The following is a 12,639-nucleotide window of genomic DNA, read 5'->3' on the forward strand; positions in this document are numbered from 1 at the left end:
GGTGACGTCCACCTCCTCCCCCAGCGGTGGGGACTCGCCCCCACCGAATTCCCTTTTCCGGACTGTCGGTGAGTTACCTGCCCGAAACCTGGCGGTGCATTCATTGAGGTCCGGCATTCACCATTCCTCACCACTGAACATAGCCTGCCCGGGCGGATCTCGGCACCCGCTACTCGCGCGTACCTCCGTTCAGGTCTTTTTACTCACTCACTCCTTGCAACGATGCGGCTTCATAGAGAGTTCCGGTTTATTTCGAAGGCCGACGGGGATACGGCGACGACGGCTGCCCGCCCGTTGCCGTGCGCAGCCCCCGCGCGTCCTGCGCCGGGTGCGGACCGCCCGCCCCCGTGCCCGCACTGCGCTCCGACCGCCCGGGCCGCCTCGGCCAGCGAGGCACCGGTCGTCATCAGGTCGTCCACCAGCACCACCCTCCCCCTCGCAAGGAGCCGCCCGCCCCCGGCCACGACCGTCAGCGCCCCCGCGAGGTTCCGTTCCCGCTGCCGGGCTCCCAACCCCACCTGGTCGGCCACCACCCGCTGCTGCCGGAGCACCGGGACCACGCGCGCCGGAACACCTCCCCGCCGCAGCTCGGCCGCGGCCGCCAGCGCGATCCGTCGCGTCGGGTCATGCCCTCGTGCCGCCACGGAGCACCGCGCGGACGGCACGGGCACCAGCAACAGCGGTTCCGCGCTACCCGTTCGCCCCACGGCCCCTGTCCGCTCCGCACCGGCCCGTACGGCCCCGGCCAGCGCCCTGCCGAGGGCCCCGGCAAGGCCCATCGCGCCGCGCTCCTTGTGGGCCAGGAGAACCGCGCGCACCGCGTTCCCGTACGGGGCCGCCGCGTGCACCACCGGCAGGCCCGCGGGCTCGGGCACCGGCCTCACCCGCCGCGGCACCCCGCCGTACAGCTCCGCCCGGCACTCCTCGCACAGCTCCGTACGCGGCATGCCGCATCCACCGCAGGACACCGGCAGGACCAGTCCGGAGATCTCCCGCCACCATCCCCGCATGAGTCCACTGTGCACTCACCCGGAGCACCCGGCCACCCCTGTGGAAAACCCCGTACGGCCGACGAGATACGGCCGGGGCGCACCGCGCAGTGCTCACACGCGGCAAAACCCTGTTCCCAGCACTCCCGGCCCGGGCAGCCCGCGTTCTCAGCTCCTCAGCCCGGATAGACCAGCGACGTGCCCTCCTTGACCACGGTCTGCCAGTTGTCGCCCGGGGACAGCTTCACTATCCCGTCGTTGCGAGTCGCCGCCATCAGCGGCAGCTGCTCGTCGTCCGCCGCCGCGATCGACGACACCTCGTTCAGACCGGGCAGGGCACCGGAGGCGGGCGTCGAACCGTCCACCTGCACATACCGCACCTGCTGCACGCCGCCCTCCTCCTTGCCGACCACCGCGAGGCGGCTGCGGCCCGACCACGACATTGCGGTGACATCCGTCAACTGCGGTGCGGCCTGTCGCAGATCCACCACCGAGAGCTGCTCCGACTCCCCCGCCCCGTGTCGCTCGATCCGGCCGATCTTCAGGGTTCCGCGGCCGTCGTCCTGGGTCACCAGGAGCGCGATGCGCACCCCGTCCGTGGACAGCCGCAGGGCCTCGATCCGGTCGTCGGCGAGGCTCGGCACGGCGACCTCCTGCGGTTTGCCGGTGCCTCCCTGCATCCGCAGCAGCCGGGGCCTGTGCGGGTCCCGGTCGGCCACCCAGAGATCGCCCCGGCCGTCCCAGCTCGGTGCCGACAGCCGGTCGTTCTGATTCTTGGCCCTGCTGGTCACCAGGGCCGGGGAAAGCTCGCCCTCAGAGACGATGGAGGACACGTAGAGGGAGGTCCTGTCCCGCGAGACCGCCGCCGCCGATTGCTCGTCCCTGGCCACGCCGACCTCGCCCATCCGCAGTCCGTTGCCGAACGGCCCGGACACCGGCTCCGGCACACCACTGCCCTTGGTGCTGCCGGGGATGCGCTCCACATGGCCCTTGGCGTCGATGAAGTACTGGCTGTCCGGCCCGCTCGACGAACCGTCGGGCGCGAACTCCTCCGCCTGGTCCGCCTCGAGGACGCACAACTGGGAATCGTCCGAGCGCAGCAGCTGGACCTGCTCGATCCGTGCCGACGTCAGATCCCGCAGCGTGTAAAGGACCTGCGAGGCCATCATGCGGCAGGAGCGCTGCCCGGCGCCGTCCGCCTTCTTGTCGAGCGGGATTCTCAGGACGTTGCGGTCGTCCGGAGCCAGTGAGGTGACACCCTTCTTCAGCGTCGTGCCGGCGGGGAAACGGGAACCGACCACCGGACGCAGCCAATCGGTCGGCCCCGCCAAGAGACTGCGGACCGCCTGCGTCACGGTGTCCATGCCCGTGACGGGGTCCGTGCGGCTGCGCAGATAAACGGGATCGGCGACCAGCGTGGAGTGCTCCGCCGTCGGCCCTGCGGCGAAGTAGTACTTGTCGACCGAACGGTAGAGGCGTCTGAAGTCCGACTGTCCGAGCAGCAGCCCGTCCGGTACGGCGTCGATGCGCCACTCCTTGCCGTCCGGGCCGTTCTCGCGCACCAGGCGCAGGGTCTCGTGGTACTTCGTGGGCGCGAGCGGCTGATACGCGCTCTGGCTGTCGACCGTCGCCACCTTGTCGCCGGTCAGGGTGTAGGCGAGTTCGGTGACGCCGGGATCGCTGTCGTTCAGCGGGCGGTCGCTGCGGTTGGGCGCCTTGGCGAGAACGGTCGTGAACGCGCTCGGCTTCCAGGCGCTCGCCGCCTTCCGCGTCAGGTACTTGCGCGTCGTCATGAACTTCGAGTCGTCGCTGGTCATGGACTCCAGGAAGCCGTCGACGATCTCGTTGGGGGTGGCGTTGTCGCGCGGTGCCACGGCGTATACCTGCACCTGGGAGTCGCCGGGCTGCGAGCCCCCGCCGACGGGCCTGACCTCCCCGGTGACGGGCATCGAACTGCACGCGGAAAGGAACACGGCGCCGCATCCGAGCAGCGCGGACATCCGCGGTACGCGCGCACGCGCGCCCCCGCGACGGTCAGACCCCACGATTCGTGTCCCCCCGCTCCTGTTCCCGTACTGCGGAGCCGCTCCCGCCCCCGGGCTCGCCACCCACCCGCTCCTCGGCGGGGCGCGCGAGCACCCGCGCCCCATTGCCGGGCAGGGCCGCCGGATCCACCGAGGGCGGCGCCGCCGGGGGAACCGCAGCGGGGCGGGACGGCACCGGAAGCGCCGGCCGGTCGCTGTCGGCGGGCTGGACCGGCACCGCCGCCAGCCGGTGTCCTCCTTCGGAGCCGGGCGCGGCCCGTTCCCGCTTCTCGCGATTGCGGCGGGAGTCCTCCGGCTCCAGGGGTATCGGAGAGCCGCGGAGCGGTTCATCCGCCGTGCGCGGCAGGGTCAGCCGGAACTGCGAACCGCCGCCGGGCTCGCCCCACGCCTGCAGCCAGCCACCATGCAACCGGGCGTCCTCCACGGCGATGGACAACCCGAGACCGGTACCACCAGTCGTCCGCGCACGGGCCGGGTCGGCCCGCCAGAAGCGGTTGAACACGCGCGTCGCCTCGCCAGGCTTGAGCCCCACCCCGTAATCGCGGACGGCCACGGCGACCGCGCCGCCGGCCGCGCCCATGCGCACCACGACATCGCGTCCCTCACCGTGCTCGACCGCGTTGACGACCAGGTTGCGCAGGACGCGCTCCACGCGTCGCGCGTCGGCTTCCGCGATCACCGGCTGCGCGTCGCCGACCACCCTGATCCGGGTGCCCTTGCGCTCGGCCAACGGTTCGGCCCCGCCGATCACCCGGTGCACGACCTGCCGCAGATCTATCGGCTCGGCCTCCAGCGCCGCGGCACCCGCGTCGAAACGGCTGATCTCCAGCAGGTCGGAGAGCAGCGACTCGAACCGGTCGAGCTGGTCCCCGAGCAGTTCCGCGGAACGTGCCGTCACCGGGTCGAAGTCGCTGCGCGCTTCGTGGATGACGTCGGCGGCCATCCGCACGGTCGTCAGCGGTGTCCGCAGCTCGTGGGAGACGTCGGAGACGAAACGCCGCTGCATCCGGGACAGTTCCTCCAACTGCTGGATCTTCAGCTGCAGGTTCTGCGCCATCTTGTTGAAGGCCTCGCCGAGCCGGGCGATGTCGTCCTCGCCGGTGACCTTCATCCGTTCCTGGAGCCTTCCGGCGGAAAGCCGCTCGGCGACTCCGGCGGCCATCCGTACGGGGGTGACGACCTGGCGCACCACGAACCACGAGATGGCCCCGAGCAGCACGACGACGAACAGCCCCGCCGTCGCCAGCGTGCCCTTGATCAGGGTCAGCGACTTCTCCTCCTGCGTCAGCGGGAAAAGGTAGTAGAGCTGGTACGGGTTGTGGTCGATGTCGTAGAGCCGTTTGCCGACGACGAGTCCGGGCTGCGGCTCCTGCCCGTTCGCGTACCGGATCATGGAGTACGTCTGGAACGCGCCCGGGCCCTTGTTGACCGCGTCCCGCAGGTTCTGCGGGACGCTCGCCGCCTCGACGCTCCCCGAGCCACGCGGCGCACGTGAGCCCTCGTCCGCGCTGAGCGCCACCACGTTGAAGGCGTTCTTGCCGCCGCTGGCGAGCTGGTCGACCAGCTCGGTCCGCCAGGAGTTGTTGGCAGTCGTGCCGTCCGCGGTGTCGCCGCCGCCCTGCCCACCCGGGGCGAGTGGAGCGTTGGCCTTCTCCTGGGCGGCTGCGAAGCCACCGGCGGCCTGGGTCTCGGCGGCCGTGCCCTTCGCTTCGAGCAGGCCGTTGCGCACCTGCCCGATCACGACGATGCCGAGGAGCAGCACCACGGCGAGCGACATGAGCAACGTGCCCGCGACGACCCGCAGCTGGAGGTTGCGCCGCCACAGCCGTACGACGGGCAGCAGCGGACGCCGTACCCAACGCATCAGCAGTCGCGGCACCGGGCCGCCGGGCGCATGGTCGTGGAACAACCGGCCGCCCTTCAGGAGGCGCCCGATCCGGGACGATCTGCGCCCCGGAGCGGCAGCCCGCCCCGCACGGGCTCCCGGCTCCCCGGGCCGCGGAGCAGTACCGCCCAGGGGCATGTCAGCTCGGTCCGGCCTTGTAACCGACCCCTCGGACGGTCACCACGATCTCGGGCCGCTCCGGGTCCTTCTCGACCTTGGAACGCAGCCGCTGGACATGGACGTTCACCAGCCGGGTGTCGGCGGCATGGCGGTATCCCCACACCTGCTCCAGCAGCACCTCACGCGTGAACACCTGCCACGGCTTGCGGGCGAGCGCGACCAGCAGGTCGAACTCCAGCGGGGTGAGCGCGATCGACTGCCCCTCCCGTTTCACCGAATGCCCGGCCACGTCGATGACCAGGTCCCCGATGGTGAGCTGCTCCGGCGCCGGCTCCTCGGACCTCCGCAGACGTGCCCTGATCCGGGCGACCAACTCCTTGGGCTTGAACGGCTTCACGATGTAGTCGTCAGCCCCGGACTCCAGGCCCACCACCACGTCGACGGTGTCGCTCTTGGCCGTGAGCATGACGATCGGTACACCCGACTCGGCCCTGATCAGCCTGCAGACCTCGATGCCGTCCCTGCCGGGCAGCATCAGATCCAGCAGGACCAGGTCCGGCTTGGCCTCACGAAACGCGGCGAGTGCCTTGTCGCCGTCCGCTACGAACGACGGCTCGAACCCCTCACCACGCAGCACAATCCCGAGCATCTCGGCCAGTGCGGTGTCGTCGTCGACGACAAGGACGCGTCCCTTCATAATCGACATCATCCCATCAGCTAATCGTTACCTGCGATGACCTGGCACACAGCTCCGCGAGTCCGTCCCCCGTGACCGGGGAGACCACGCCCTCCTCCGTGACGATCGCCGTGACCAGCTCCGGCGGTGTGACGTCGAATGCCGGGTTGTACGCGGCGGTTCCGGCTGGTGCCACGAGCTGCCCGGCGTGCGCTCCTTCCGCCACCCCGCCCTGCAGGAATATGAACTCGGTCACTTCGCTCCCCCGTCGCTGTTCCACGATGATCGACGCTCCGTCCGCGGTGTCCGGATCCACGGTCGTGCTCGGCGCCACCACGATGAACGGTACGTGGTGGTACTTCGCGAGCACCGCCAGCGGATAGCTCCCCACCTTGTTCGCCACCGAGCCGTCGGCCGCGATGCGGTCGGCCCCGATGAGCACCGCGTCCACCTCCCCCGCGGCGAACAGCGACCCTGCCGCGTTGTCCGTGAGCAGGTTGTACGGCATGCCGTTGCGCGCCGCCTCGTACGCCGTCAGCCGGGCCCCCTGGAGCAGGGGACGGGTCTCGTCCACCCACAGCCGGCTCAGCCGCCCTTCCCGGTGTGCCGCGAGCGCCACCGCGAAGGCGGTGCCCTCGCCACCCGATACCAGCGCTCCGGTATTGCAGTGCGTCAGCAACCGGTGGTGTCCGCCGCCCGGCAGGAGCTCGTCCAGGAGGGCGAGCCCGTACCGCGCCATGCGCCCACTGGCCTCGGCGTCCTGCCGATGCAATGCCCTGGCCTCGGCCAAAGCCGCCTGCGCGGCCTTCCGGGGGTCCGCCCCCTTCTCCCCGGCGGCCCGGTACGCGGCCACGGCCCGCCGTACCCCGTACGCGAGGTTCACCGCGGTGGGCCGCGCCCCCGCCAGCAGGCCCGCGGCCTCTTCGACGTCGTATCCCCGCACGGCGGCGAGTGCCACCCCGTAGGCCCCGGCAATGCCCAGCAACGGCGCACCGCGCACCGCCAGTGTCCGGATCGCCCGCACCAGCGTCGGCACGTCGGGGCACACCAGCTCGGCCTCCTCCGCGGGCAGCCGTGTCTGGTCGAGAAGCACCAGCACGGGCCCTGCCGACAGCTCGTCCCAGCGGAGTACGGAAAGGGCGGGCGGCTCGTCGCCCACCGGCGGTTGCTCGTCCTGATCAGCCATCCGCCCAGTCTGCCCGGTGAGCCGCCCCGGATGAAGGTGCGCGGGAGACACCGCGCCCGGTCCCTCATGAGGCTGCGCGTGGCACGATGGGCTGCCGACCTGCCGTGCCGATGAGCGGACAGGACCGTTAAGGAGCGAGAATGAACGACACTCCGGGCTGGGCCTCGCCCGGATCTGCCCCCTCCGAGGGCCAGGGAGCGGATGTCCCCCGCCCCTCCGAGCCCGTCGCCGGCAGCGGCCCGGCAGGCAACTGGTCCCCGACCCAGCCGCCGGGAGCGCAGTGGTCCCCACCGACTGTCCCCGGTGCCGGCCCGGGCGCGCCTCCTCCCGGCCCCGGCTCGGGCGTCCGGCCCCAGGGGCCCGGTTGGGGGCAGCCGCCCGCCGCGGCCAAGCCTGGGGTCATCCCCCTGCGTCCGCTCGGCATCGGTGAGATCCTCGACGGCGCGGTCTCCACGATGCGCGCCCACTGGCGCACCGTGCTGGGATTCACGCTGGCCGTGTCGGTGATCGCCCAGATCGTAACGATTCTTGTGCAGCGCTATCTGCTGCCCGAGCCCGCCGTGGTCGACCCGAACGCCACCGGCCCCGAAGCACTCCGGCAGGCCACGGAATCCCTCCAGTCCACGCTGATCACCGGCGTGCCGTCCATGCTCATCACCTTGATCGCCACACTGTTCACCACATCGGTGCTGACCGTGGTGATCAGTCGCTCGGTGCTGGGCCGCCCGGTGTCGCTCGCCGACGCCTGGGCCGAGGCCCGGCCGAGGATTCCGCAGTTGCTGGGCCTGACTCTGCTGCTGACCCTGATGAGCGCCGCGATCATGGCCCTCGGCCTTCTGCCGGGTCTGCTGGTCGGTTCCACAGCCGGTGCCGGGCTCGTCGTCATCGGCCTCCCTGCGTCGCTCGCCGTCTTGCTCTGGCTGATGGTCCGCTTCTCTCTCTCCTCCCCCGCTCTGATGCTGGAACGCCAATCGATCACGACCTCCATGCGTCGCTCCGCGAAGCTGGTCACGAACGCGTGGTGGCGGACCTTCGGCGTTCTGGCTCTCACCTGGCTGCTGACTGCCATCGTCGCCATGATCATCGCCATCCCCTTCACCATCATTGCGGTGGTCGTGGACAGCAGCGGGGGCGACTCCCTCCTCTTCGACGGCTCCATGTTCTCCACCTGGCCGTACCTGATCGTCTCGGGCATCGGCCAGGTGATCACCGCGACGATCGTCTACCCGCTCTCCGCCGGAGTGATGGCCCTGCTCTACATCGACCAGCGCATTCGCCGCGAGGCGCTGGACCTCGAACTCGCCCGGGCAGCGGGTCTGCCCGGATACGACACCGGGAGCTGATGTCGTGTCGGGGGTGGGGGCAACAGCGGCACGGCTGACAATCGGCGCGAACGACGACGTACCTGTGGACATTCCGCGTGTTCCCGCCCGTGAGGCCGCGGAGCACGAGTTGTCCAAGCCGATGTACCACGAGAACGATCCCGGCCTCCTCCAGCGCGGTCTCGACCAGCTCTGGGACTGGATCGGCGATCTCCTGGGCATGGCGTCCAGTGCGGCACCGGGCGGCCCGCTCGGCCTGATCGTGCTCGCACTGGCGGTCATCGCTCCGGTGGCCGCCTTCTGGTGGCGGCTGGGCACCCCACGCCGCATGGTGCGCACCGCCGACTCCCTCTTCGAGGACACTCCGCGCACGGCGGCCGAGCACCGGGCGGCCGCCGAGACCTATGCGGCCACGCAGCACTGGACCGAGGCGGTCCAGGAGCGCACACGCGCCATCGTGCGCTCTCTGGAGGAACGGGCCCTGATCGACCCGCGCCCCGGGCGCACCGCCGACGAGGCCGCCGCCGAAGCCGCGCGCCTACTGCCCTCGCACGCCGCACGTCTTCGCGCCGCCGCCGGCCACTTCGACGATGTCACGTACGGCGGCCGCACCGCGGACCAGCGGGTGTACCTGTCCGTGCGAGAACTGGACATCGATCTCGAAGCCGCGAAGCCCCTCCTGACGACGGCAGCCCAGGGAGCGGCCGAATGACTGAGGCCACCACCGTCTCCGCCACCTCTGCCTCCCCCACCCCGCGCCAGGTCTGGTCCCGTGTGCGCGGCCTGCTGCTCGCCCTCCTCGTGCTCGTCGCCGCGGGAGTCGCTCTGGCATCCGTGCGCTCCGGCGACCAGCACGGCCGGCTCGACCCGCGCTCCGCCGACCGCTACGGCAGCCGGGCCGTCGCCGAACTCCTGAAGCAACGCGGCGTCTCCATTCGCGTCGTCACCACGTTGGACGAGGCCACGACCGGCATCGGCCCCGGCACCACGCTGCTCGTGACCTCCCCCGATCTCCTGGCACCTCAGCAGCAGGAAGAGCTTCGGGCCAGAACCGCGCACTCGGGTGGCCGCACCGTTCTCCTCGCGGCGGGCCCTCCTTCCGCGGGCACCCTGGTCCCCGGCGTCCGCGCGAGGTCTGCCGGGCCGGCGACCACTCATGCCCCCCAGTGCTCCCTGCCGGCCGCCCGAAGGGCGGGCCCCATCGAAACGGGAGGCTTCCGCTATGCCGCAGGCGACCTCACCACCACCGCCTGCTTCCCGAGCGACGGCCTCCCCACTCTGCTCCTGTTCGAGCAAGAGGCCGGAGAGACCGTTCTCCTCGGTTCCTCCGATCTTCTCCACAACGCCCGACTCGGTAAGCAGGGCAACGCGTCCCTCGCCCTGCAACTTCTCGGCTCCCGCCCCCATCTGATCTGGTACCTCCCCTCACTCACCGACACCGGTGCGATGACCGAGCACGACGGCGGCGGCGAACACGCCGACCGCAGCTTCACCGATCTGATCCCGCAGGGCTGGCTGTGGGGCACCCTGCAACTCGTCCTGGCCGCCGTACTGGCCGCCATATGGCGGGCCCGTCGTCTGGGCCCCCTGGTGACCGAACGGCTGCCCGTCGCGATCCGTGCGTCCGAGTCCGCCGAGGGCAGGGCTCGCCTCTACCGCAGGACGAACGCCCGCGGCCGGGCCGCCGACTCATTGCGTTGCGCCACCCGGGCCCGTATCGCCGCCCTCCTCGGCGTCTCTTCTCGGGACGCCCATTCCCCCGCAACGCTCATCCCCGCCGTCTCCACCCGTCTCGACGGCGACGAGAGCCGGCTCCGGTCCCTGCTTTTCGGATCCTCTCCGTCCGACGACGCCGCTCTCGTACAACTGGCAGATCAACTCGACACCCTCGAAAGAGAGGTACGCACCTCATGAGCGCCCCGCCCCCGGCGCCCGCCGGGACCACCGATCCCTTCGCGAACGGCGACACTGCGCGCGCATCCCTGGAAGCGCTGCGCTCCGAGATCGCCAAAGCCGTGGTCGGTCAGGACCCGGCAGTGACCGGACTCGTCGTCGCGCTGCTGTGCCGGGGCCACGTTCTCCTCGAAGGTGTTCCCGGTGTGGCCAAAACCCTCTTGGTCCGGGCCCTCGCCGCCTCGCTCGAACTCGATACGAAGCGCGTCCAGTTCACCCCGGATCTGATGCCGAGCGATGTCACCGGCTCACTGGTCTACGATGCCCGCACAGCGGAGTTCTCCTTCCAGCCCGGCCCCGTCTTCACCCATCTGCTCCTGGCTGACGAAATCAACCGCACACCTCCCAAGACACAGTCTTCCCTCCTCGAAGCAATGGAGGAACGACAGGTCACCGTCGACGGCGTCCCCCGGCCCCTGCCCGACCCTTTCCTTGTGGCGGCCACACAGAATCCCGTCGAATACGAGGGCACCTACCCCCTCCCCGAAGCGCAGCTGGACCGGTTCCTCCTCAAACTGACCGTGCCCCTGCCCTCCCGGGACGAGGAGATCAACGTCCTCACCCGTCATTCCGAAGGCTTCAATCCGCGCGATCTCGCATCAGCGGGCATACGCCCCGTCGCCGGGCCTGCCGACCTGGAGGCAGCTCGTGCCGCGGTCGCCCGAACCAAGGTCTCTTCCGAGATCGCCGGCTATGTCGTCGATATCTGCCGTGCCACGCGTGAATCTCCCTCGCTCTCCCTCGGTGTATCTCCCCGGGGCGCCACCGCCCTGCTGTCGACCGCCCGAGCCTGGGCCTGGCTCACCGGCCGCGACTACGTCATTCCGGACGACGTGAAGGCCCTCGCGCTCCCTACTCTTCGTCATCGCATCCACCTGCGGCCCGAGGCGGAAATGGAGGGAGTCACCCCCGACTCCGTCCTCACCTCGATCCTCGCCCACGTCCCCGTACCCCGATAAGGCGCTGACCGTGGTCCTTACCGGACGCACCGCCCTGCTGGCCGCCCTGGGATCACTCCCCGTAGGCATCCTGGCCCCCAGCTGGACCGGCCTGCTTGCCGCCAACGCACCGCTCTCCCTAGCAATTCTGTGCGACTACGCCCTGGCCGCACCAGTACGCACGCTTCAGTTCACCCGATCCGGTGATACAAGCGTTCGACTTGGTGAAACGGCCGAGGTGCAACTCACCGTGACCAATCCTTCCCGCCGCCGACTGCGGGCACACCTTCGCGACGCCTGGCCGCCCAGCAGCTGGCCCAGCGGCGAGGACCAGACTGCCTCTCGCCACGCCTTGACGGTTCCGGCGGGGGAACGCCGTCGGCTGACCACCTTTCTGCGCCCGACCCGACGCGGTGACCGCCGGGCCCAACAAGTCACGGTCCGTTCCTTCGGGCCGTTGGGGCTCGCCGCCCGACAGGGGAACCATCACGTCCCGTGGGCGGTTCGCGTTCTGCCTCCTTTCACCAGCCGCAAGCACCTGCCATCGCGACTGGCCAGACTGCGTGAGCTCGACGGCCGCACCAGTGTCCTCACTCGTGGAGAGGGCACGGAGTTCGACAGCTTGCGCGAGTACATTCCCGGCGACGACACCCGCTCCATCGACTGGCGGGCCACGGCGCGGCAGTCGGCACTTGCAGTGCGCACATGGCGCCCCGAGCGCGACCGTCACATCCTCCTGGTCCTGGATACGGGTCGAACCTCGGCCGGGCGTGTCGGGAACGTGCCGCGTCTGGACGCCTCTCTGGACGCGGCTCTCCTCCTCACTGCGCTCGCCACTCGCGCGGGCGACCGCGTGGCTCTGCTCGCGTACGACCGCCGCGTCCGGGCCCATGTTCAGAGAAAGTCCGCAGGAGAGGTTCTGCTGGCCATGGTGAACGCCTTGGCGCCGATCGAGCCGGAGCTCGTGGAAACAGATGCCCAGGGCCTCGGAGCCGCCGCACTCGCCAGCGCTCCTCGTGGATCTCTGATCGTGCTCCTCACGGGCCTGGACGCTGCTCCCGTGGAAGAAGGGCTGCTGCCGGTCCTGCGCCGTGTCGCGCGACGCCACACCGTGCTGGTGGCCTCTGTGGCCGACCCTCACATCAAGGAAATGACGGAGGCCAGGGGAACAGTGGACGCGATCTACGAAGCGGCATCCGGTGCTCAGACCCAAGCAAGACGCCTTCGGACCGCAGAGGAACTCCGGCGTTACGGCGTCCTGGTCGTCGATGCCACCCCGGACGAACTCGCTCCGGCACTCGCCGACGCCTATCTGGCCCTCAAGGCAGCTGGCCGTCTCTGAGCTCTTCCCACTCCCTCTCCGCCTCGGAAGAGCACCCCTCGGATACGAAGGGTTTCCTCAGGAACGAGGCGCTGAGGGAAAATGGTTGTGAACGCGAGAAAGCCCCGCACCACAAGGGTGCGGGGCTTCCCCACAAAAACTGTTCGGCGGCGACCTACTCTCCCACAGGGTCCCCCCTGCAGT

10 protein-coding genes are annotated in these 12,639 nt (G+C 70.3%); 5 read left to right on the plus strand and 5 right to left on the minus strand.

Translation table 11 applies throughout. The annotated features are described in order from the left end of the window. Positions 1-230: 230 nt before the first annotated feature. The 5 genes from ACGF2V_RS20100 to mtnA all read right to left on the minus strand — a co-directional run bounded on the left by ACGF2V_RS20100 (position 231) and on the right by mtnA (position 6,901). Positions 231-1,010, minus strand: a complete 780-nt coding sequence (locus ACGF2V_RS20100; protein ID WP_362707261.1) for a ComF family protein — start codon at positions 1,008-1,010, stop codon at positions 231-233. A gap of 155 nt (positions 1,011-1,165) precedes the next feature. Beyond that, entirely contained in the window at positions 1,166-2,989 is a 1,824-nt protein-coding gene (locus tag ACGF2V_RS20105) for an LpqB family beta-propeller domain-containing protein (RefSeq protein WP_362620844.1), read from the minus strand. 34 nt (positions 2,990-3,023) lie between these two features. Further along, positions 3,024-5,057 carry an MtrAB system histidine kinase MtrB gene (gene mtrB, locus ACGF2V_RS20110; protein WP_362707258.1) on the minus strand — a complete coding sequence of 678 codons (2,034 nt, stop codon included), beginning with the start codon at positions 5,055-5,057 and terminating at the stop codon, positions 3,024-3,026. Between the two features lies 1 nt (position 5,058). Continuing rightward, on the minus strand, positions 5,059-5,748 hold the full coding sequence (gene mtrA / locus ACGF2V_RS20115) for a two-component system response regulator MtrA (RefSeq protein ID WP_007448372.1): 690 nt from the start codon (positions 5,746-5,748) through the stop codon (positions 5,059-5,061). Between the two features lie 4 nt (positions 5,749-5,752). Next, the gene (mtnA, locus tag ACGF2V_RS20120) at positions 5,753-6,901 is read right to left on the minus strand and encodes an S-methyl-5-thioribose-1-phosphate isomerase (RefSeq protein WP_362620847.1); all 1,149 of its coding nucleotides are present in this window, start codon (positions 6,899-6,901) and stop codon (positions 5,753-5,755) included. Between the two features lie 140 nt (positions 6,902-7,041). Here mtnA and ACGF2V_RS20125 point away from each other — a divergent pair, with 140 nt between their 5' ends. From ACGF2V_RS20125 to ACGF2V_RS20145, 5 genes are read left to right on the plus strand one after another with little or no spacing between them, the layout of a single operon-like run. Beyond that, positions 7,042-8,244 carry a glycerophosphoryl diester phosphodiesterase membrane domain-containing protein gene (locus ACGF2V_RS20125; protein WP_362707254.1) on the plus strand — a complete coding sequence of 401 codons (1,203 nt, stop codon included), beginning with the start codon at positions 7,042-7,044 and terminating at the stop codon, positions 8,242-8,244. Between the two features lie 4 nt (positions 8,245-8,248). Further along, complete coding sequence (locus tag ACGF2V_RS20130) at positions 8,249-8,935, plus strand: DUF4129 domain-containing protein (protein ID WP_362707252.1); 687 nt, start codon at positions 8,249-8,251, stop codon at positions 8,933-8,935. Next, on the plus strand, positions 8,932-10,137 hold the full coding sequence (locus ACGF2V_RS20135; protein ID WP_362707249.1) for a DUF4350 domain-containing protein: 1,206 nt from the start codon (positions 8,932-8,934) through the stop codon (positions 10,135-10,137). Before ACGF2V_RS20130 ends, ACGF2V_RS20135 begins: the two co-directional genes overlap by 4 nt. Further along, positions 10,134-11,135, plus strand: a complete 1,002-nt coding sequence (locus ACGF2V_RS20140) for a MoxR family ATPase (protein ID WP_362707246.1) — start codon at positions 10,134-10,136, stop codon at positions 11,133-11,135. The genes ACGF2V_RS20135 and ACGF2V_RS20140 overlap by 4 nt, the downstream gene beginning before the upstream one ends. A gap of 10 nt (positions 11,136-11,145) precedes the next feature. Next, positions 11,146-12,456 (plus strand): DUF58 domain-containing protein, encoded by a 1,311-nt coding sequence (locus ACGF2V_RS20145; protein ID WP_362707243.1) that lies wholly within the window; start codon positions 11,146-11,148, stop codon positions 12,454-12,456. Positions 12,457-12,639 lie beyond the last annotated feature (183 nt).

The organism is Streptomyces sp. NPDC047982 (genome assembly GCF_043204165.1).
Lineage (GTDB): Bacteria > Actinomycetota > Actinomycetes > Streptomycetales > Streptomycetaceae > Streptomyces.

Coding starts and splice junctions, on each gene's coding strand:
- ACGF2V_RS20140 (WP_362707246.1), top strand. CDS start 10,134: ATGAGCGCCCCGCCCCCGGCGCCCGCCGGGACCACCGATCCCTTCGCG.
- ACGF2V_RS20100 (WP_362707261.1), bottom strand. CDS start 1,010: ATGCGGGGATGGTGGCGGGAGATCTCCGGACTGGTCCTGCCGGTGTCC.
- ACGF2V_RS20125 (WP_362707254.1), top strand. CDS start 7,042: ATGAACGACACTCCGGGCTGGGCCTCGCCCGGATCTGCCCCCTCCGAG.
- ACGF2V_RS20105 (WP_362620844.1), bottom strand. CDS start 2,989: ATGTCCGCGCTGCTCGGATGCGGCGCCGTGTTCCTTTCCGCGTGCAGT.
- ACGF2V_RS20135 (WP_362707249.1), top strand. CDS start 8,932: ATGACTGAGGCCACCACCGTCTCCGCCACCTCTGCCTCCCCCACCCCG.
- mtrA (WP_007448372.1), bottom strand. CDS start 5,748: ATGATGTCGATTATGAAGGGACGCGTCCTTGTCGTCGACGACGACACC.
- mtnA (WP_362620847.1), bottom strand. CDS start 6,901: ATGGCTGATCAGGACGAGCAACCGCCGGTGGGCGACGAGCCGCCCGCC.
- mtrB (WP_362707258.1), bottom strand. CDS start 5,057: ATGCCCCTGGGCGGTACTGCTCCGCGGCCCGGGGAGCCGGGAGCCCGT.